Genomic DNA, 20,338 nt, shown 5'->3' on the forward strand with positions numbered 1-20,338 from the left:
GTATCGGTCAGGCCGCCCCAGTTTGTAGATCTCCGCTGCCGTTGCGGGTGTGGAGCGGGGAGCCCTTGTGTTCCAGTGCCATCGGCTGATGCGCCACGGATGACATGCTGGAGAGGCCGACCGCTTGATTCATCATCGTCGGCGGGTAGTCGTGACAGCTCGAGCAGGTGCTTTCGCAGCGATCGCTCAGACGATGTGGACTCGTTCGGTGTTGCCTTGCTCGTCGCGCAGGAGGACTTCCTTGCCGTCGGCCATTTCCTGGGCGAGGAAGGCGTAGACCTGTACGGCTCGGTTGATGACGTCGGTCTTCGACAGGCCGGTGATCCGCATGAGGGTGGCCACGGCCCGGACTGCCGTAGGGATGAGGGTGACGGTGAAACGTTCATTCTCCGTACGTACGGCGTGCAGTTTGTCCACTTGGCGGGGCATGTCTTTCAGTCTCCTGGGGGTGGGGACAGTGCCGGGCGGCACCCGGTGCCTCTCCATAATGACACCTTCGCACCTGAAACACACCATGCTGGTGCTCCGTCTATCCAGGAGGGGTGCGCTCCGGTCGTAACTTACGTGAGTAGCTCACCAATTTGGTGACGAGCTGGTGTACAGCAGGTCTGCTGTCGTGTATCTTTGAGCCGCGGTATCCGCCGCGCAGTCCAGTCGATCAACGAAGGAGTCTCCATGCGGCTTCATCCAGGCCAGCGGTTGGGCGGGCAATGTCTAGCCCGCTACTCGGCTCTCTACGACACGTAGGAGCGAGCTGCTGGCTGGGATCTGAGATCGAGCTGAGTCATGCGCCGATTCGCGGTGCACGGTTCGATCGCCGCCACCATGGAGGTACCCAGCCCTATGATCGACAACTCTGCACAGGCCGCCGCTGCGAGTCGTAACGGTGAGCAGCCGTCGGCGCAGGCCGAGGCGCAGATCCAGACGACCCCCGTCGACCAGGTGGAAACGCCCACCAGTGACGCCGAGGCGATCATCGAGGTCACCAAGGACAAGTTCAAGGCCGGGATGCGTGTCCCGGGCTCCAGCACTGGGCAGATGATCAACGCCTCGACCTGTGTTCTGGGTCTGGTGGGCTCGGTCGTCGGGCCCCTCGTGCTGCTCAAGGTTTCTGTGGACGTTCCGATGCCGTGGCAGGGGATCTGGTCCCTGGCCGTGGTGGTTGGGGTCCTGCCGGTTGTCCACGTTCTGCTCGGTAACCGGCACGACAGCGGTAGCGGCAAGTACTTCCACAACTGACTGCATGGCTCAGCGCCGGACTTCCTGTCCGGCGCTGAGCCATGGCTGCTTCCCGCACCGCGTCAACGGGGGCGGCCTGGTCGGACCACCGGGTGCACGTGTTCGCTCATGGCGACGAGCGCAAGCCTCACACGGGACGCGGAAGCGGCAAGGTACGACATCGCTCTGGTGGACAGCACGATGTTGCGCACCTGGGCCACCTTCGGTAAGCCACTGGAACTCAACTGATGTAGAGAGCAGGAGGTGCGTGCCGGCACAGTCGGGCCCGACGCGATGAGCCGCCGACCATGGCATGGACGGGGATGTCACCGATCCCAGCCAGCCCCCGCGCAGGAGGCCGTGCAACACCACACCGGCTGGTCTCTACGTCCCGTGCTCCACCGTCCTCCGCATCAGAAGGACTTGTCAGACCCTGGCCGTAGAGTCGCTGCATGTTGATACCCGGTGAGCCGGCCGCGGGTGCCAATGCCGCCTTGGGCCGCGAGAGAACGTCGACGGCGGCCTGGCCGCCCGAGCCCGAGGCGCTGGACCCTGGTGAGGGGGGTCGCGAGGATCGGCTTCGGATGCTCCAGCGAATGCGAGACGTATGGAACGCCCTTAACACCGCTTACCGTGACCAGGTGACGGCGGAAGTGGAGGCGGCCCGGGAGCGACAGGCCGAGGTCAACTCTTATTGGGACCGGCACAAGGCCACGGTCCAGGAACGGTGGGCCACCCGGACGGGCGGACGTGGGCAGACCATGGTCGCCGACATCCCCGAGGTCGCGGCCCAGTGGCACCCGGACAACCCTGCCCGGCCCGAGGACGTCCGCGCCACAGCACAGAAACGTGGCGGACAGAGCCCGTACAAGTGGCAGTGCCCCCTGGGGCTCGGGCACGATCCGTGGGCGGCCTGGCCCAAGGATCGGATCCAAGCCGGCGCCAGCTGCCCAGCCTGCCGCAAGCTGATCAGGCTTGTCGACGTCCCCACCCTCGCCGCCCAGTACCGCGGGCCGGTGCCCGCGCGCGAGGTCAGCTTCGCAGCCCACGAGAGAATGGCGTGGGTGTGCCGGACGTGGGCGGTCGACCCGAAAACCGGTGGCTGGTACTGGGCCGAGCACCAATTCGACGCAGTGATCAAAGAACGGGCCCTGCAGGGGGACGGCTGTCGGGTCTGTGCCGGATACGTGATCGACGACACCAACTCGCTCCACACCTGGTTTCCGGAGATCGCCGACGCGAACTCGACGACCCGGACATCGATGCACGCACGCTGCCCACCAGTCGGCACAACGTCTCCCGCAAGGGGGCCTTCGGAGAGAAAACCGGCGGCGTCTACGCAACCCTGTGGTGGCGCTGCCATAAACGCAAGCATCACCGGTGGGAGGCGACCATCCTCAACCGGGTCCTCGGCAACGGTTGCCGGTGGTGTTCGAGGTCCGGCATCTCCAAGGAGCAGGTCCGGCTTGTGGCGGAACTCGCCGCACTCATGGACCTGGTGCCCCCGCAGCAGCGCGATGCGTGGTTGCCGGACGGCACGCCCGACTTCACCTCGCATCAGGTCGTCATCCCGTCGCGGTACAAGCCGGAACACTGGCGCTACAAGGCCGTGGAAGTCGATGCCGTCTTCCATCTCCCGAGCCACGGCATCCGGATCGGTGTCGAGTACGACGGCGCCTTCCACCACTCCGCCAAGCTCCGCGACCGGCGCCGGTCCGAGCTGGAGAAGAGCCGGGTACTGGCCACGGCAGGAATCCTGGACCTGCTCGTCCACGTCAGAGTCGGTGACCTGCCGCCTTTGGAAGCCCCCCACGCGGTGGCCGTGGTGATGCCGGAGCGGGCAACTCCCTACGAGCAAGCCTGCGCAGTGGCCGCTGCCGTCAACGCGCGCTTTCCCGGCAGCGTCCCGGGCCTCGACGCCTACATGGCAAGCGGGCGGCCGCACCGGCAGGCCGAAGCAGACGTGTACATCTGCGCGACATGGGGCGAGCTTCGTCCGCCCCGACGTCGAATGGAGCGGTCGGCCCCCGCGCGGCCGCGCAGGCTGATGGCGACCGCTCCGCATTCGGAGAGCCTGCTGACGCCCGTTGGCGAGCCGTACAGGAATCCCGAACGGCCGACGGAGATCGTCCGGGACTACCGGTGCGTGTGTGGGAACTCCGAGTTGTTCACGGCCGTCCAGGCTCAGGTCACCTCGGGCAACACCCGCAGTTGCGGATGCCTGAGCAGGCAGGCCAAACAGCAGAAGCGGCCTGCCGTCGCCCGGGCCGAGACCCAGGCCATACGCGCCTGGGCGCGAGACCAGGGCTTGAGGATCGGTACCAGCGGGCGTGTCCCAGACCGAATTACGGCCTCCTACCGGCTGCACCGGGCAGGGTGCCTCGATCTTCTCGACCGGCAGGGCCTTCTCGACGAAGCATCGGTGCGGCAGTGGGCCGAGGACGCTGGGCAGCGGCTGGGCGCGCGTGGCCGAGTGACCGGACGGCTCTGGCTTGACTATGCCGCCGACTACCTCACCCGGGCATCCGCGGGGTGACGAGATGTCCCACTCTAAGCGCGGAGGTTCGGCTCGGGGCGGACCTGCTGGTGGCGCCGCTTTACGCTCCGATGCGTCTTCAACGCTTGGGGATGAGGCTGGCCAGCAGGTGGTGGGTGGTGGGGTTTGTGGTGTGGATGTGGGTGGTGTGGGTGCCGCGGGTGAGGAGGACGCGGTAGGTGTTGAGGGCGTAGGGGAGGTACTGGTCGGGGGTGAGGCCGCGCAGGCTGGCGTCGTGGCTTTCGCCGGGGTGGGCTGTCCAGTGGTCGTTGTTCCAGGTGAGGTCGGGGCCGATGATGACGCCAGCGGTGTGGTATTCGAGGCCTTGGGCGGTGTAGATGCAGCCGATCTGCTGGTGGCCGCCGGTGTGGCTGGCCCAGAGCTGGCTGTGGGGGGCCAGGGGGCGGCCGTCGTCGGGGTGGGTGAGGGCGGTGGCGGCGTTCCAGGCGGCGCGCCAGGTCCGGGCCGGAACGCCGGGGTGGGTGGCGGGGACGTCGATGGTGATGTCGAGGGGGAGGGTGGTGGCGCCGGAGGGCCGGGTGCGGGTCCAGGGCCAGCAGAACCCGGCGGTGGTACGGGCGGTGTGCCCTTGTGCGGTGGCGTGTTCGATCTCTTCCTGCAACTGGAACGGATCGTCCGCGAGGTTCAGGTCGTAGCCGGTGTGTCCGGTCCACGGGGTGGGGGTGCCATAGAGGAGGGCATCGACCCAGGCGGTGTAGGCGGCCGATCCGCTGCACCGGAACGAGCCGGTCAGCTCCAGGTGGTGGTGGGTGCGGCCCAGGGCGCGGGCGGCGGTATGGATCTCTTCGACGGTGGTGCCTTCGTCGGGGCGGATGATCTGCCGTTCGTCGAGGAAGACCACCGCCAGCGGCACCTGCTCGAGCACGGCGGCCAAATCCGCCGGGACTCCGCGCGTACCGCCGCGCTTGAGGCGCTGCGCCTCATCGATGACCAGCACGCCGGCCTGTCGGGCGGTGCTGCGTAGGGCGCCGGCCGAAGGGAACAGCTCGCGGGCCGCAAGGTGGCCGCGGGTGGCGTCCAGGAGGTGGGCGCGCAGGGTGCCGGAGGGGGTGATGAAACGCGGGGCCGCCTTGGGGTACTGGCGCATGAGGTAGCCCAGGAGCCGTACGGCGAGCGCGGTCTTGCCGCTGCCCGGGCCACCGCTGACGGTGACGATGGCCCCGCTCCCCGTCCCGCTCTGCCCGTTCGGCCTTTGAGCGGTGCCGGGGTCGAAGGCGGTCAGGTAGCGAGAGGCAGCGGCGCGGATCCGTACGAACGCGTCCTGCTGGTCACCGACCAGCGCGAAGGCCCGGTGGCCGGTCAGATCGGTGCCGACGTGGTCGAGGAGCCGGCTGGAGGGCTGCCACCGGATGTTCTCGAACGCCGCCACCTGCCCGGCATCCGGCGCCACCAGGTCCCCGCAGCACAGCAGCCCCGCCAGCGCACCGGCGGGCCCGGACAATTCCTCGGCGGTCAGTACCGGGATACCGGCGTCCCCACCGGCACCCGCGGCCAGCGCCGCCCCTTCACCGGCGGTGGCATTGTGCAGCACCACCACCCCACGCACATCCAGCACCGGCGCGTCCCGGGGGCGCCAGTGCTGGAAGAAGCTGCGGTAGGCGGCGACCTGATGGACCGGATGGGCCGTCACCAGACCGTCGCTGCGCATCACCCGCTCGGCATCGAGGATGCGGCAGGTCTGCCACTGCTTGAGCTCGACGACCACCAGCCCCAACACCCCGGCCGGCGCAGCGCCTGGCGCGGCGCCGACCAGCAGCGCGTCCAGGCGCCGCCCGCCACCGGGCGTGCCGTACTCCAGATACACCTGCAGGTCTTCCAGCCCGGCCCGCATCAACGCCGCGAACAAGGGCGGCCAGCTGTTACGCCAGCTGCGCTCCTCCGCAGAACCGGGTGTCCCGAAACCGGCCGCGCGGTACCTGGCTGCGCACCGGCTGTAGAACGCGTCCTCCTGCAGGAGGGCGGCGATGTCCCCGGCGCGGCCCGCGGCCACACACGCAACCGCTCCCGCTGCCGGTTCCATCACGGCCGGCGACTGCGCACGCCCAAAGCGGCCAGAGCCGCCGGGGTCGATGGCGGCCGGGCCTGGAGTCGGGAACTGCTCGGACACGTGCTTCCCCCTGTCTATACGGCTGCCGCACATCAACCAGCGAACCGACCCGCGCCGGTCACCCCATCCTGCTGGCACTGCCTCAACAAGCTTTCCACCTTCACCAGTTGAGCCGCCCACCGGCCCGTCCGGGCCAGCAGGCTAACAAGCGAGAAAACCTATCGACTGCTCGATAACAGCAGGCCTATGATGCTCTGTATGAAGAGTTCGACGTTCGTCATGGTCCACGTCGGCCAGAGCACCGAGTCCCAGCGCAACCTCGAGCACGGCATCGAGACCCTCTCCTGGGGCTTCCCCGAGAAGAAGCCCGAGTACGAGCACGCCCGCCCCCGCTTCGCCGTCCTGGCCACCGGCGCCTCTCCCCGCGTCCAGCTCGAGGACTGGCTGCAGAACACCGCCACCCTTTACCTCTTCCAGGTCCGCGGCGGCTTCTACGAGGGCACCGCCTGGCACTGGCCAGACGAGGAAGTCGAACGACGCCTGAAGTACCCCCAGCGCTTCGGTATCGAGCCCCTCGCCAAACTCGACAACGTGCCCCTGGGCCCCGAAGGCCCGCTCACCGAGGCCGGCAGCGACGCCATCCGCCGCTCGGGCACCGACCGCGGCATGGGCAAACTGGTCGAAATGCCCGCTCAGCGCCTCCTGGAGCTCGCCGGGATTCCCTTCGACCCCGACGACCCCGAAGACGTCCCCCTGGACAAGTCCCCGGGCTTCACGGCCGAACAGGTCGAAGGCAAGAAGAAACCCCAGCGTCGCCGCCGCGGCGCCGGCTACATCTCCGACCCCAAGAAGCGCAAGGCCATCGAGGAGCACGCCGAACAGCTCGCCACCACCCACTACCAAGCACAGGGCTGGACGGTCGAAAAGCTCGGCAAGCCCTACGACCTGCGCTGCACCCGCGGCACCGAGGAACGCCACGTCGAGGTCAAGGGCACCACCGGCGCCGCCACCAGCGTCGAACTCACCATCAACGAGGTACTGCACGCCCGGGACAAGGACAACACCGTCGACCTCTACGTCGTCAGCGACATCAAGGTCGACACCTCCACCGACCCCTACCTTCCCAGCGGCGGCACCGTCTGGCACTACCCCGACTGGGAGCCGGCCGAGGAGGACCTCCGGCCCCGAAAGTACGAGTACCGCCTCCCAGACATCCCCGCCTGATGGCAGGCCGCCGGCCGCAGGAAGCGAGTCACTGCGCAGAACCGCGCCACACGTCCCGCAGCCGGAGAGCCCCCACGGCGCCAACTGGCCTGGCCTACGCGCAACGGCCCCCCAGAGCGCATGCGGGCGGCAGGAGCGTTGGTCAGGTCAGGATCGCGCACCAACCACCGCGGCCCGCACCTCGCTACCGCTTCGGACCGTCCGGCCGAGCAGCGGCCCCGGCCGTATCAAAAGATCCCGATCACCCCGGGCCGGCAGGTCTCCAGCGGATGGCTGGTTTTGCATCGCGCTCGGTAGGCCCCATGGGGGAAACTTCAGGCCCCACACCCGCCGAGCAGTACTGGGACGGCCCTCCCTGGTGAATTCAGGGATGAAGCGCCCCTGGACGGTGTCACGCCCCCTCCTGCGTCATGTGAAGCGGGTGATCCGGCGGAGGAGGGACGTCGGTGTGAGGCCGCGCTGGATGGCCAGGAGGTACGCGGCCGGGTTCTGCGCCTTCAAGGCCTTGGTCTGCTGGACATGCGTGTGGCGAAGGTTCGCGAAGGTCAAGGCCGCCCCCACCGCGCCGCCGAGCAGTGGGTGGCCGGCGAGGGCACCGGCTCCGCCGACTGCAGCGGCCAGCGCAGGAATCTCAAACTTCACGTTGACGGCGCTATAGGCGGTGCTGATTCCCTGCCCTTTCATGGCTGCCTTCAGTGCTTGCAAGGGAGCTTCAAAACGCTGCTCAACCGCCATATGCAGATAGCGTTCGCGCGCCTCGGGCAGCGTCGTCCCGGCCAGTTCCTGCTGCAGCTGGTCCACCGTCTCCGACACCGCGCTGGTGAACGCGGCGAACTCGTCGCGATGGTTCTTGCGCAGTGTGACGATCTTCTCGACGGGTACGTCCGTGAGATCGGCCGGGACGGCGATACGGATGGCCAGCAGGCCCACGATGTCGGCGGAAGAGGCGGACAGAAGCGGCGAGAGGGACGGCGCGGGTTCGCGGAGGAGGACTTCGGCGATGCGGTCGGCGTCCCAGCCGTCCGACGCGAGATGGGCGTCGGGCTGGTCGGTCGTGGGCGTATACCGGCCTTGAGCTGCGAGCGCTTCGACGAACGCGCACTTATAAACCCAGGCCAGTGCGGCGTTCATGGTGACCCATCGCCCGTCAGCGAGTGATCGCCTCGCCCAGATGCCTGGAGTGCGACGGATGTCTGTGGCAAGACCTGTGGCCAACAGTGCCTCTCGAAGTTCAGGGGTGAACTCCTCCCGGTAGGAGGCCGCCGCCCCGGCTTGGCGCAGGCCCGTGGAGCGGCTGTTGCCAGACAAGGGCATGAGCGAACGTGGAGAGGTGGGGTTAAAGGACGTCGTCGCCGCGTGGATGTTTCTCTCCTCCCAAGACTCCGAAACGCCATATCCCGCGGCGCGTAACGCGTCCGCGTGACGGTCCAGCAGGTCAAAAAACATGGGCGCCACTTGCCTCGCGGTGGTCGTCGGACCCACGTCCCTGACGAAGTCGAGCTCCTCGGCGAGGACACGAGCGGTCCTGGAATCGGACAGCCGGTAGCCCTCGGGGACGACTCGCGCCAACTCCCGCCAGTAGAGTGCAGCTGTCTTCAGCCAGCTCTCGTCCCGGAAATGGATGTACGGGTAGTACAGCCCGATGTGTGGCAGCACGGCATTCCCCTTCCCAGCGGCAGCCCGTGCGGCCGCCGCACTTGGGCCACCGTAATGGGCAAGGCAACGATTACGCGCTTCACAACTGAAGGGCGGAGAAGGACCGTTGCTCAGCAGGGCGGCCAGCCGTGCTCGCCGCCAGGTTCTTGCCGCGCCGCACAAGCCACCGCCCGTGCAGCTTGCCGGCCCGGCCCCGACCACGGTGACCTCGGCCGTCACCCTCACGCTGTTCACGCAGGCGCCGCCCTCCTTCACCGTGCGTCGTGCCGCCGACTTGCTCGCCACCAGGCCAACCTCCCTAAACAGGTCCCCGACCTGGCCCAGCTCGGTCACCTGCGGGCGCGGCAGCTCGAGAGCGCCGCGACCAGCGTCTTCTCGTGCAGCTCCGCCACATCGCCCTGACCGAAGCCGGCACCCGCCGGGCGGTCGGCGCCCCGGGGAACAGCCGCGTCACGAGTCCTCCGGCTTCACTTGGCGCGGCGCGTGAACCCTGCACCGGGTGAGAGTGCGGGGCCCAGGTGTGCTTCCGACGTCGGCCGGAGGTCAGGCACGCCGGCGCGGGATGCGCGCCCGGTGCACTACAGGATTGCCGAGGCGGGCGGCCACAGTTCTGGCAGGCCGAGTTGGGATCGATGTTCGCTCGGGTGGCAGGACGGTTCGTCTGGGTAAATGTGCGGCGGCGGATGCGGGGCTGCGTGCGTGGCCTGCTGGCACCGGCCGAACGCAAGAACGACTGGCAACTGGCCGAATGGGCCGACCACCGCGATTCGGCGGGTCTGCAGCGTCTGCCCAACGGCGCCCGGTGGGACGCCAACGCGGTCCGCGACGATGTCCCGCGACTACCTGGCCGAACGGCTCGGCCCCGGCGGGGTGCTGACCTTGGCCCGGAAGACCGGGTCCTCGGAATCCTCCGCGACCTTCGATATGGCCTCCTTGCCGGCCTTTCCCGCTGAAGGCCGACCGATTGAGGAGGCTACCGTCCTCATCCGCGGACACGGGCACCTCACCTGCGCTGCGCTTGCCGGGCAGCCTCACATGCGGTCATGCCTGGGATCAGTGCAGTGCCTCGATGGCCTGCACGATCAGCGCTCGGGCGTCAGCTCCGTACACGGCCATGCTGCGCAGTTCCTCAAACGCGCGGGCGTACAGGCTGATCTCCGACGGCTGGGTGATCCTCACCCTCGCTGAGACCAACTCGACCGAGACCAGGCGGTCGTCGTACATGTGGAAGGTCTCGCGCGGCCACTGCCGCCGCTGCGGCGCGGACATGGGAACGATACCGAGGGAGACCTGAGGCAGGGCGCCGGCCGTGAGGAGATAGCCGAGCTGCGCTGCCATCGCGTCAGCGTCGCAGACCTGGTATCGAAGCGCCGCCTCTTCGACCAAGAATACGAACGTGTGCCCCGGCCGATGGACAATCAGGGACCGGTCGACTCGGGCCCGCGCTGCCTCCGCGCTGTCGTCCACGGGCAGGTCCCGGAACGCTGCGCTGATGCCCAGCACCCCAGTGGCGTAGCCCTCGGTCTGTAGTAGTCCGGGCACAAGCGATGACGAGTAGACCCGGAAGTGGCGGGTGTCCTGGAACAGCCGGGGCTCGCTGCTCTGCAGGGCCTTGAGCCCGTGGCGCACCTCGGTGCGCCACTCGGTATACATGGACTCGGCGTGCAACGACTGGGAGATCAGGTCGTCAGCCTGGTCCAGGGCGTCGCAGGCTCTGCACCACAGGCGGATATCCGTAGCGTTGGGCGCCGTGCGCGCGTTCTCGATTCTGGACGTCTTGGCGTGGTGCCAGCCGCACCGGTCGGCCAACTCGGTCACCGTCAGCCCTGCCCTCCGGCGCATGCCGCGCAGCCGCTGGGCCACTACCTTGCGCGCGGCCTGCGCCGAGGAGGAAGGGGAGATAGGCATGAGCTGGCCTGTCCGGTGCGTGCTGTCAGGTGATCTTGTACTGGGCGTGCGGCGTGGCTCGCGACCACACCGTTTCGAACGCCTCGGCGCACAGCCTTGCGACCGCTGGGTCCTCGCTGATCTCTCCTCCGGCTGAGGCGCCGTCACCAGTGAAGTGATTCCACCGGACCAGATGGTCGTCGATCAGCCAGAAGTCGTTACCGGGCAGCGCGATGTCCGAGGCTTGGCGGCGCGGCAGCCACCGGACCTGCTCGCCGGCGGCAACGTTGGTGAAGGTGCCGTCGTACAGGAAGCGGGTGTACTCGCTGACCGGCTCGGACACGATCCGCGCACGGCGCACGACGACGCCGCGGCTGACGGTCTTCTGGATCAGGTCCAGCCACGGCCGCCACCACGACGACCGATCGGCCGGGTCGTGACGGTGACCAGCCTGCCACTCGGCGAAAGGCCCGCTCTCGTAATCGACCGCGTAGGCATCGCGCATCTCCAGGTGGACAGCGGAGCGGGTCGCGGAACCGAGAAGCTCAGGCCAGGTGGGCACGCTCATCGAGGGCATCGCACGCCTCCCTGATCATCTGCGTCATCCTCGCGGGAATCCGCACTACGGCCTCGTGGCCGGGGATGCCGACGGCGTGGCCGGGCACCTCGAAAGAAGCGCATTCTGCTGCGAGTTCCTCGTCGGCCTTCCAGCCCTGAAGCACGAGTTCGTTCTTCTCCTCGTTGACCCACACGGTGGGGCTCTCGCCGTCTCCGGTATTCGGGTCGATCCCGATGAACTGTAAGGGCACAGCTACCTCCGGCCATCAGATGTGCAGGACTGTGCGTCACAGTCACCTGCCTGAGGGCTTCGGTCAAGAGGGCCAGTTCCGCCATCGGTCCCGCACGGCTGCATACACGCACAGTTCTGCACATCGCTGGCCATGCTGCACATCACACTCCTAGCGTCGGCAGGGATGCAGAAACCCCGGCGAGGCGGTGGAACCCTCCCGGGGTGCGGACGACGCCCGAGGAGCGCCGACATGCGGCAAGCTACAACCCCAGCACCCGAGTCGGGATCAGCGGTCCTCTGGCCGCTGGACGTTACGATGATGCGCACCTCAGCGCGCCACCTGCTCGCCGAGGACGCCGAGCTGCCCTCCGACGAGGCACTGGACACGCTGGTCCTCCAGCTGCGCGGGCACGTCATGCTCGCCATTCCTTTCGTCGAGGCCCTAGCCGCCCGCTTACCCGAGGGCGACCTACCCCGCGCATGCGCGCTCGCTGGCATCAGTGAGGCACGCACCCGCCTCGGCCTGGAACCCCGGCACGCCCTGCCCGCGCGGATCGCACACGCCCAGCGCTTGGCCCGCTCGGTCACCGCTCTCTGTGACCACTACGAGAACCTGGGCGAGTCCCGGCCGTGATCGTCCAAGAGACGCGCCTCGACCTCCCCCTGCCGGACCCACCCGAGCCGTTGGAAGACTGCGGGGTCTGCCAGGCCCTGGTGAAGCAACGCAAGCAGGCGCGGGCGGCCGGTGATTGGTCGCGGGTCACCAACTGCAACGTGGAGATCCGCAACCATCACCGGGCGCGGTGGTGGCGATGACGCAGACCGCGAACCGGCCGCCATTGCCCCAGCCCCTCCACTGGCCCATCCTGCGGCCACCCCTCACCACATGCGACACCTGCCGCGACCGGCTGGACGATCTGATGATCGTCGTGATGCACGACGAGTCGGACAGCGCATTCCTCGCACAGATCCTCGTGGCCCGGCACATTGCCGCCAAGCACCCCGACGCCGTCCCTCTGCCGCACACGGACGGGTGCCACCTGTGCGCTCACTACGAGCGGCACGGCGACAGCGGCCTGTGGAACGAGCACCGAGTCCGCGGCCTGTTCCTTCCCGAGGCGACAGCCCGGCTCATGTGACAACCCGCTTCATGTACCAGTCCGTGCCTGCAAGCTCTGGTCCCGCAGCCTTGTACAGACTGACCAGATCGGGTGCCCTTTCTTGCGCCTTGGTCAGGCTGATGGCCGCGGCGCGCTCCATGCCCCGTTCGTCGGGACCACTCCTCTACGGTGGTGCCCGTTTCCGGGCAGATGCCGGCATGTGCCTGTTCGGCTGCGAGCTGTGCGGCATGGACTGGATGATCGGGGAGTAACGGGCGGCACGGCGTCCGGGGTACGTGAGCGTCCCCTTGCGCAGCTCAGGCTGAGTGCGGCCCTGGTGCAAGGGGACGCTCGCGCGTTGGGCGGGGGCAGCGTCGCTGCCGTCTGTGCCCGGTGTCATCCCGTGGTGGTGCGTTCCTTGGCCGGTGCTCGGCGTGTTGTCGGGGTGTCCAGGTGGACCACGACGGTGGTGTAGAAGCGGTGCACGGCGTCGTCGACGCTGCGGATGAAGCCGGACTCGGCGTTGCCGCGGCCGCTTCCCATGCTCTTGAGCAGGGACAGGCGGAAACCGGTGATCTTGGTGCCGTTGTCCTTGGGGAGCAGGTCCGCCGGTTCGGGGCGGAGCCGCTCCAGTGTCCCGCGCGGGCCTCCGGTTTCGGTGTCGACGAGGGTTTCGATGTGCAGGTCCGCCGGTGCCTCGGCCAGGCGCCGGACGAGCCGCTTGGCCCAGCTCAGGGGGTATCCCTGCTCGGGGGTCGGGATTTCGATGGAGGTGCGCAGTTTGCCGGTGCGCAGGTCGGCGCTGACGGCCAGGACCCCGGGGGTGCCGTCGATGCGCAGCTCCGCCTGAAGCCGCCCGTCGAGGCAGAGCTGGTCGGCGAGCCGGTTCCGGCGTTCCCTGGGATCGGTTCCGCGTTTGGCGCGCTGAACGGGCAGGACCTTCTGTCCGAGTTCACCGCCGAGCCGGAGGCAGACCTGGCGGATGAGCCGCTCCCAACTCTCGACCACCTCAAGTGCCCGTGCGTCGCCCTGGCAGAGGGTTTCGTCGTCGATCCCGTTGCGCACGGGGACCCATGCGGGGCCCATGTTCTGGAAGCCGTGGCAGCCGGAGTTCTCGTGCTGCAGGTAGTGCAGCAGTTCCTGCAGGAGCCAGGCGTGTGCCGCGTTGCTCACTCCCTCGTGCCTGATCAGCATCTGTGCCTGGTAGGCGACTTCAGCCCAGGACAGATGCCAGAGGGCCACCTTGTGCTTGCGCCGCTTGTCGATCTTGACGTCGACGAGCGGACTGCCCTCCAGCGCGACATCGTTCGTCAGCGTGATCACGGCCTCGTAACCGCGGCGCGCGGCGATGTCCATGTACGCCTGCACCTGGTCGGCCTTTAGTGCGTTGCCGTTGGTCTTCGTCTCGACCAGCGCGGTCCACAGCTTGCCGGCCCGCTCCACGCGGATCACCCCGTCCGGGCGCCGCGGGCTGTCACCGTGCGGCAGGGAGACCTCCGTGAACGTCTCCATGCGGCCCGCCGGAGCCCCGAACCCGGCGGTGAGCCTCCTGCTGAACTCCGGCACCTGCGCCATCACTGCCAGCAGCACCGAGGTGGCACGCATCTCACGGTCCCGGTCGCTCTTGAGCACCGAGACCGGGAAAAGCCTGGCCTGCTTCCAGGAGTCGTTCTCCGCCAGGGTTTTCTTGGCCGTCTTGGGGAGGGTGACCTTCTTCTTCGCGGTGCGAGGGCGAGCGGTCGGCTTCTTCGGCTCGACGGCCTCGCCCTCAGGCCGACGAGGAGCGGGGATGGCCTCCAGCGTCGCCTGCCGGGCCAGTTCCTCGGCCGGCGCCAAAGCCGTCGCGTCCGCCCGCTCGTCACCTTCGGCGGCGTCGAGCGCTGCTTCCGCGTCCGTGGCCGCGTCGTCCTCGATGTCCACGCCAAAGTCCGTCGCCAGCCCAGCGAGACCGGTTTCGTAGCCCTGCCCGACGGCACGGAACTTCCACTCTTCTCCCCGCCTGTACAGCTCGCCGAAGATGACCGCCGTCACGGAGTCGGCGTCATCGACGGCGAACCGCAGGAGACTCTCGCCGACCGCGTCGGCCAGCGTGATCCTCACGTCCTCCAGCTCACCGAAGCGAGCCCTGTCGTACCTGCTCGCAGCGACGACAATCCGGTCGATCTCGGCCGGTACCGCAGTCAGGTCAAAGCTGATCCGGTCCTCGCTGCCGTCCGCCGTCGGCGTCTTCCCCAGAACCTGCACGCTTCCGTCAGCGGCTACCGAATGGTTGTAGAAGTAGAAGTCGCTGTCGCTGCGCACCTTGCCGCTTGAGTCCAGCAGTAGGACCGACACATCCGCGTCGCCCTCGCCGGTAGGGCTGGCCCAGCCCAGACTGACGATCACCGAACCGACACTGTCGCTCAGATCCGCCAGGGCCACATTCGCACCCTTGATCATTTCCTGCACAAAGCCCCCCAGCGGCGCACCTTGGGCTGCGGAAGATTCCGCCCCATCCATCCCCTTGCGCGGCACAAAATGACGAGCCGCGCGCGGAAACTGTAGTACGCACCGAGCCCGGTCGTGGAGGTTCCGTGAAGAACGGTACGTGGCTGACTGCCCGGCGTCCACGGGCCCCGGGGGCTCAGCCATGACGTCCCCGGGGCCGGGCTTGGGGGCCGCACTGTCCAACCACGCTGAGACCCCAGTGTCACACAGCGGCCGGCTACGGAGATCGTTCAACGCCTGGAGATCAACGCGCATCAACGACTTGTATCCGGACCGGCTGCCGGCGGATGACCGTGCGGGCCCTTGGCCGGATCCGAGTGCTCTGCGTGGCGGAGCAGCGTGCCGTGGACGATGGTGGATGGCTACCGTACGTCGACGTAGTCGCCGGGTGCGTTGACTGCCGCGGTGGCGGTGTTGCCGGCGTAGCTGTAGCGCCAGTATCCGTCGCGGCTGGCTGTGACGGTGGTCTTCAGGTATCCGGTGGAGCTGGCAGTTACTGTTCTGAGGGTGCTGTAGGTGCCGCTCGGTGTGCGGAACTGAAGGCTCACGGGCTGGTTGGCGTGGCGGTAGTACTTGGAGTCGTGCCAGTTGACCCGGCTCAATGCGCCTGTGATGGTGATCGGTTTCCCCTTGGTTACAGGCTCAGGGGCTGCGTTGGCCGTCAGCTTCGAGGCTCGTCGGATGTTGAGGGAAGCCGCTGCCTTGTGGTGATAGTCGCCGTCAAGCGCGGTCGCGTTGACCTGGAGGCGCCAATTGCCGGCGTCAGCGTTCGTGAGCCAGCCTTCGCCCATGACGAACCCGAAGGTGCATGTCGTTGTGCCAGCATCGACGGCTGTGCACGTGTACTTGTGTGCGGCTGCCAGGATGCCCGTCGGTGCGGTGCTGGGGCCGCGGTACAGCCAGGCGTCGATGTAGTCGATCCCTTTGGGGTCGCTGGCAGTAACGGTTGCTGAGAACGACGTCTGGGTGGCAGAACCGACGACTAGGGCCTTGCCGCCGTTGACGGACGCCGACAGAATCTGAGCGTCGCCGAGCCGAGTCTCAGCGTTGGCGGTTGACACGCTCAGGCACGTGATCGTGAGTGTAGCGATGACAGCCGCGGCGGCACGTTTGCCCATGAAATCCCCCTAGTGGAACCTCGATTGCCTCTCCAAGTCAGCAGAGGCCGAAGCAGCGGCGCGATCCTAGTTGTCTCGCGGCCGTACTTCAGTTTTTCGTGATCAGTATCACGCTCAAGATCGAGTCCCGGGCGCTTACGTGGGCCGACATGGTGTTTGCCGCCGCCCCTTGCGTCCTCGATTCCTGCAGCTGCAAGGGCCTGCTGATGGCTCGTCCAGTGGAGATCGGGTCAGCTCGTGAGCACGGTCGTGCGAAGCGCTGGGAGTTCATGGGCAGGGTGCAGCCTGACGTGATGTGCCGACGGCGCTCGGGTAAGCGTGCATACGTGAGTGGCGCTGGTCGTGGCCCGCACTAGGGGTTCACCGGATTGCGCAGCGAAAGTTCTGCAAAGGTTGTATGAAGCTTTCGCGAGATTAGTCACAGCTACGCTGCGTATTGATTCGTCACGGAATGCAACTGCTTGGCAGGGTTTCTACATCTTGATCGCTTCCTTACGTGATCCTTAATCTGCCGCGACTTGTACGTTTCCGCAGGTAGTGGGGATTGGGTTATGAGAGTTGGACGGATGCGACGCCGGTGGCGTCGGCCCGTCTCGGGGGCAGTCGGGGCTGCGTTGTCGGCGGCCTTGTTCGCTGGCCTTCTAGATGGGAGCCCTGCGCGCGCGGCCGACAGCGGCGGCAGTGCGGAGACGGACGCTGGTGTGTCGTCAACGCCGGCCAGCGATGAAGCCAAGGGCCGCTCGTTCTGGGAGGACGACGGGCTTCCGGCTGAATCGGCGGAACTGCAGGCGTCCCGCAAGGCTGCGCAGAGCGGGCAGCGGGTTGTGGTGCAGGGCCTGACCACGGAGACCAATCAGGTTTTCGCGAATCCGGACGGGACGTTCACTGCGGAGTCCTCTGCGGTCGTGGAGCGTGTCCGCAAGGACGGCGCGTGGACCCCGGTGGATACAACGCTGGTTCAAGGGGCCGACGGCACTCTGACGCCGAGGGCTGCGCACGACGTGGCCCTGTCCGGCGGGGGCAGCGAAGAGCCGCTGGTGAGGTTCGAACGGGACGGCCGCGCCTATGAGGTCTATTCACCGTGGCCGCTGCCGACCCCGGAGCTCGACGGCTCGCACGCCGTGTACAAGCAGGTTCGCCCCGGTGTGGACCTGGTGGTGCAAGTGCTGCCCGACGGATTCACCCAGAATCTGGTCGTGCACACGCCGGAGGCCGCAGCCGCGTTGGGCAGCATCGACTACCCGATCCGTACCGACGGGCTGCACGTTCGCACCAGCGACGGTGTGACGGCGCTGGTCGACGACGGCGGACGGCCCGCTTTCGTGAGCGCGTCACCGTTGATGTGGGACTCCGGCCCTTCCTCCACGGAAGCCGGTCCCACCACCATGATGGGTACGGCCGACTCGGCGGACGAGGCCGACTCATCTGGGGATGTCGACCCGGTCGACGCCGTCACCCCGGACGCACAGTCGCGAACCACGGTGGCGGACGCAACCCTGACCGCTGATCGGCTGACTGTAGTGCCGGACCAGCAGTTCCTCACCGACCCGGCCACCTCCTACCCGGTGGTGATCGATCCGCCGACGGTCTCGGCCAAGCTGACCGGCTGGACGTCACTGTGGTCGAACCTGTCCACTACCTCGTTCTGGGGCACCAGCCACGCGCTGGGTGTTGGCTACGACGCCTACGTGGACAACAAGAAGTCCCGCTCGCTGTTCCAGTTCGACACCCGGACGGTGGTCGGCAAGAAGATCCTCGACGCCGACTTCTCCGCCTACGAAATCTGGTCGGCCAACTGCACCAAGAAGGACATCCAGCTCTGGCGCACGTCCGCCATCAGCTCCTCCCGCACGTGGTCGAGCCCGCCGACATGGCAGGCGCTCGTTGACACCGTGTCCGCCGCCAAGGGCTTTTCCTCCACCTGCCCGGACGGTTCGGTGGAGTTCGACGCCACCGCGGCCGTGGCCTACACGGCCAAGGCCAAAAGCACCACAACCACGCTGGGCCTGCGCGCCGATGAGAGCGACCCGATCGCGTGGAAGCAGTTCATGTCGCCCAAGGACGACCGCATCACAGCCGAACGCCGGCCGAAGCTGTCGATCACGTACGTCAGCGTCCCGAACACCGCGCCGTCCTATGTGAAGATTGCCGACCCGAGCACCTCCTGCTCGGCCTCGAGCTCCGCGCCCTACATCCGGGACACCACCCCGAGATTCACCGCCACCCCGACCTCTGCGGACGGTTCGCAGGCTGTACTGCGTCCGGAGTTCGAGCTGTACACAGGCAGCAGCACGACTCCCACGACCTACCGGCCCACCACATGGACGGCCAGCGGCACCGCCGGAACCTGGCAGCCGACCCTGGCCAACCAGCAGACCTACCACTTCCGTGCCCGTACCCAGTACAAGGTCACTCACGACGGGGCCACGCAGTACCTGTACGGGCCCTGGTCTGCCTCCTGCTATTTCAAGATCGACAGTCTTGGGCCGCCGCAGCCCACGGTGACGTCGGTGAACGGCGTCTACCCGGAGTGCACGGGAGAGACATGCGGCACGACGCAATACGGCAGCGTCGGGATGACCGGCCAATTCAAGATCACGACCACTGCCCCGGACGTGCGCCGCTACATCACCGAACTGAACGGCCTCAGGGTAGAAGACAAGGTCTACAGCGCCAACACGGCTAGCCACACGGTTTCCATCACCCCGGACAAGCACCTGACGAATACCCTGCGGGTCTGGACCTATGACGCAGCCGGTAACCGGGGCACAACCAAGGACTACCTGTTCAACGTGGCCAAACCGACGGGACCAGCTGCGACGTGGCAACTAGACGAAAACACGGGCACTCTCGCCGCCAACGCCCAGGGCACGTCCCATCCGCTCACCTTGAACACCGCCTCGTGGACAGCTAAGGGCCGCAACAATGCCGCCTGGCAGGGCATGGGAAGCAGCTACGCCGCCACGGCCAGCAAAGTCGTGGACACCACCGGCAGCTTTTCCGTCTCCACCTGGGCCAGGCTCTCGAGCACCGACGTGATGAGCACCATCGCGAACCAGAACGGCGTCAATGTCGGGGCCTTCGCTCTGTATTACTCGCCTTCCTCTGGCAAGTGGATCTTCAACCGCTATGACCAGGACGCGTCCTCCGGTGCCGGCATCGTACGGGCGACGTCGACGACGTCGCCGGTGGCTGGTGCCTGGACGCACCTGCTGGCCGTGTACGACCGGCAGAAGCAGGAGATGCGCCTGTACGTCAACGGCCGTCTTGAAGACGCCGTCCCCTACACCGCGCCATGGGCGGCGAACGGCCCCTTCGAGATCGGCCGGATGAAGGGAACGGCCGGCCCGGCCGCGTACTTCAACGGCGACCTGGACCAGGTTCAGGCATACAACCGGGTTGTCTTTCCCGACGAACTGGCCTCGCTGGTAAACCTGACCGACCCTGTAAGCGGAGAGCCCCGGGCGGAACTGCTCGCCCACTGGACGATGGACGACACCTCCGGCACGGCCACGGTTCCCGATGCGACAGGCCGCGGCCACACGCTCACCCTGCACCCCGGCGCGACCTTCACCACGACTGACGACTACGGGCACGGCAACGTCGTCGAACTCGACGAGCCGGCCGCCGGCCGCCTCACCTCCACCGTCCCCGTGGACGAGTCCGGCAGCTTCACCGTCGCCGGATGGGTCAACCTGGAGAAGCAGAGCCGCCTGGAAGACACCACCCGCGCCCATGCGCCTACGGTGTTCGCTCATCCCGGCGCCCAGCGCAACTCCTTCCGCCTGTGGTACGCGCAGTCGATCGGGGAGTCGGTGGGCACGTGGAACTTCGGCACCTACGAAACGGACGTGCTCGGGGGGCCCGGCGCCACTCTCGCTTCCGATGAGGTGAACCCGCCCGGAGGCTGGGTCCATGTCGTCGGCGTCTACGACTCGGCCAACCAGTCCGCCAAGCTCTACATCACCGGCGAGCGGCAGGGCGTCGAGGACGGTGTCCTGGTTGACAAGATCTTCCAGCCCACGGGACCGCTGATGATGGGCTACGGCCGTCGCCACGACAACGGCACGTGGGGGTACGGGCTTCCCGGCCTCCTCGACGACCTGCGCGTCTATGCCGGCGTGCTGTCCGACCAGGACATCGACCAGCTGTCCAAGGTCGACGAGCCGCCCGTCCCCATCGACTGACCAATCCCGACCACCCGCACCCCTTCCACAGCAGTGCGGCGCTGACACCCGCGGTGTGCCGGGCCGA

The 20,338-nt window shown here is 67.5% G+C and carries 14 protein-coding genes and 2 pseudogenes; 7 read left to right on the top strand and 9 right to left on the bottom strand.

Annotated features, from left to right (window positions below):
• Positions 1-186: 186 nt before the first annotated feature.
• Positions 187-429 (bottom strand): hypothetical protein, encoded by a 243-nt coding sequence (locus SGLAU_RS32380; protein WP_052414190.1) that lies wholly within the window; start codon positions 427-429, stop codon positions 187-189.
• Positions 430-843: 414 nt separating this feature from the next.
• Between SGLAU_RS32380 and SGLAU_RS32385 the strand changes: the two genes are divergently transcribed.
• The 3 genes and pseudogenes from SGLAU_RS32385 to SGLAU_RS32390 all read left to right on the top strand — a co-directional run bounded on the left by SGLAU_RS32385 (position 844) and on the right by SGLAU_RS32390 (position 3,754).
• Positions 844-1,239, top strand: a complete 396-nt coding sequence (locus SGLAU_RS32385; protein WP_159072844.1) for a hypothetical protein — start codon at positions 844-846, stop codon at positions 1,237-1,239.
• A gap of 740 nt (positions 1,240-1,979) precedes the next feature.
• Positions 1,980-2,165, top strand: a pseudogene (locus SGLAU_RS37050) (hypothetical protein); the annotation flags it as partial.
• 521 nt (positions 2,166-2,686) lie between these two features.
• Entirely contained in the window at positions 2,687-3,754 is a 1,068-nt protein-coding gene (locus SGLAU_RS32390) for a histone-like nucleoid-structuring protein Lsr2 (protein WP_043507519.1), read from the top strand.
• A 79-nt stretch (positions 3,755-3,833) separates the two neighbouring features.
• Here SGLAU_RS32390 and SGLAU_RS32395 read toward each other — a convergent pair whose 3' ends face one another.
• The gene (locus tag SGLAU_RS32395) at positions 3,834-5,765 is read right to left on the bottom strand and encodes a DNA/RNA helicase domain-containing protein (protein ID WP_052414191.1); all 1,932 of its coding nucleotides are present in this window, start codon (positions 5,763-5,765) and stop codon (positions 3,834-3,836) included.
• 315 nt (positions 5,766-6,080) lie between these two features.
• Between SGLAU_RS32395 and SGLAU_RS32400 the strand changes: the two genes are divergently transcribed.
• Complete coding sequence (locus SGLAU_RS32400) at positions 6,081-7,046, top strand: protein NO VEIN domain-containing protein (protein ID WP_244315382.1); 966 nt, start codon at positions 6,081-6,083, stop codon at positions 7,044-7,046.
• Positions 7,047-7,454: 408 nt separating this feature from the next.
• Here the strand turns inward: SGLAU_RS32400 and SGLAU_RS32405 are convergent, their stop codons facing one another.
• From SGLAU_RS32405 to SGLAU_RS32420, 5 genes and pseudogenes are all read right to left on the bottom strand, one after another.
• Entirely contained in the window at positions 7,455-8,702 is a 1,248-nt protein-coding gene (locus tag SGLAU_RS32405; RefSeq protein ID WP_043507524.1) for a DUF6236 family protein, read from the bottom strand.
• Between the two features lie 79 nt (positions 8,703-8,781).
• A pseudogene (locus SGLAU_RS36630) lies at positions 8,782-9,109 on the bottom strand (hypothetical protein); the annotation flags it as partial.
• A gap of 646 nt (positions 9,110-9,755) precedes the next feature.
• Positions 9,756-10,610, bottom strand: a complete 855-nt coding sequence (locus SGLAU_RS32410) for a helix-turn-helix domain-containing protein (protein WP_043507525.1) — start codon at positions 10,608-10,610, stop codon at positions 9,756-9,758.
• A 25-nt stretch (positions 10,611-10,635) separates the two neighbouring features.
• Positions 10,636-11,166 carry a DUF6879 family protein gene (locus SGLAU_RS32415; RefSeq protein ID WP_043507526.1) on the bottom strand — a complete coding sequence of 177 codons (531 nt, stop codon included), beginning with the start codon at positions 11,164-11,166 and terminating at the stop codon, positions 10,636-10,638.
• The gene (locus SGLAU_RS32420) at positions 11,135-11,398 is read right to left on the bottom strand and encodes a hypothetical protein (RefSeq protein WP_043507528.1); all 264 of its coding nucleotides are present in this window, start codon (positions 11,396-11,398) and stop codon (positions 11,135-11,137) included. Before SGLAU_RS32420 ends, SGLAU_RS32415 begins: the two co-directional genes overlap by 32 nt.
• Positions 11,399-11,695: 297 nt before the next feature.
• Here SGLAU_RS32420 and SGLAU_RS32425 point away from each other — a divergent pair, with 297 nt between their 5' ends.
• Positions 11,696-12,013 (top strand): DUF6415 family natural product biosynthesis protein, encoded by a 318-nt coding sequence (locus SGLAU_RS32425; protein WP_244315383.1) that lies wholly within the window; start codon positions 11,696-11,698, stop codon positions 12,011-12,013.
• A gap of 178 nt (positions 12,014-12,191) precedes the next feature.
• On the top strand, positions 12,192-12,518 hold the full coding sequence (locus SGLAU_RS35445) for a hypothetical protein (protein ID WP_159072847.1): 327 nt from the start codon (positions 12,192-12,194) through the stop codon (positions 12,516-12,518).
• Between the two features lie 357 nt (positions 12,519-12,875).
• Here the strand turns inward: SGLAU_RS35445 and SGLAU_RS32435 are convergent, their stop codons facing one another.
• Together SGLAU_RS32435 and SGLAU_RS32440 are read right to left on the bottom strand one after the other, a co-directional pair.
• A complete protein-coding gene (locus SGLAU_RS32435; RefSeq protein ID WP_208869023.1) occupies positions 12,876-14,918 on the bottom strand; it encodes a TerD family protein in 2,043 nt (680 codons plus the stop codon).
• Between the two features lie 410 nt (positions 14,919-15,328).
• Entirely contained in the window at positions 15,329-16,084 is a 756-nt protein-coding gene (locus SGLAU_RS32440; protein WP_043507532.1) for a hypothetical protein, read from the bottom strand.
• A 701-nt stretch (positions 16,085-16,785) separates the two neighbouring features.
• Here SGLAU_RS32440 and SGLAU_RS32445 point away from each other — a divergent pair.
• Entirely contained in the window at positions 16,786-20,271 is a 3,486-nt protein-coding gene (locus SGLAU_RS32445) for a LamG-like jellyroll fold domain-containing protein (RefSeq protein WP_244315384.1), read from the top strand.
• Positions 20,272-20,338 lie beyond the last annotated feature (67 nt).

This window comes from Streptomyces glaucescens (assembly GCF_000761215.1).
Lineage (GTDB): Bacteria > Actinomycetota > Actinomycetes > Streptomycetales > Streptomycetaceae > Streptomyces > Streptomyces glaucescens_B.

Bases quoted from the DNA above. Each gene is read 5' to 3' on its own strand.
- SGLAU_RS32380 (WP_052414190.1), bottom strand. From the start codon at position 429: ATGCCCCGCCAAGTGGACAAACTGCACGCCGTACGTACGGAGAATGAA.
- SGLAU_RS32385 (WP_159072844.1), top strand. From the start codon at position 844: ATGATCGACAACTCTGCACAGGCCGCCGCTGCGAGTCGTAACGGTGAG.
- SGLAU_RS32400 (WP_244315382.1), top strand. From the start codon at position 6,081: ATGAAGAGTTCGACGTTCGTCATGGTCCACGTCGGCCAGAGCACCGAG.
- SGLAU_RS32410 (WP_043507525.1), bottom strand. From the start codon at position 10,610: ATGCCTATCTCCCCTTCCTCCTCGGCGCAGGCCGCGCGCAAGGTAGTG.
- SGLAU_RS32415 (WP_043507526.1), bottom strand. From the start codon at position 11,166: ATGCCCTCGATGAGCGTGCCCACCTGGCCTGAGCTTCTCGGTTCCGCG.
- SGLAU_RS32425 (WP_244315383.1), top strand. From the start codon at position 11,696: ATGATGCGCACCTCAGCGCGCCACCTGCTCGCCGAGGACGCCGAGCTG.
- SGLAU_RS35445 (WP_159072847.1), top strand. From the start codon at position 12,192: ATGACGCAGACCGCGAACCGGCCGCCATTGCCCCAGCCCCTCCACTGG.
- SGLAU_RS32435 (WP_208869023.1), bottom strand. From the start codon at position 14,918: ATGATCAAGGGTGCGAATGTGGCCCTGGCGGATCTGAGCGACAGTGTC.
- SGLAU_RS32440 (WP_043507532.1), bottom strand. From the start codon at position 16,084: ATGGGCAAACGTGCCGCCGCGGCTGTCATCGCTACACTCACGATCACG.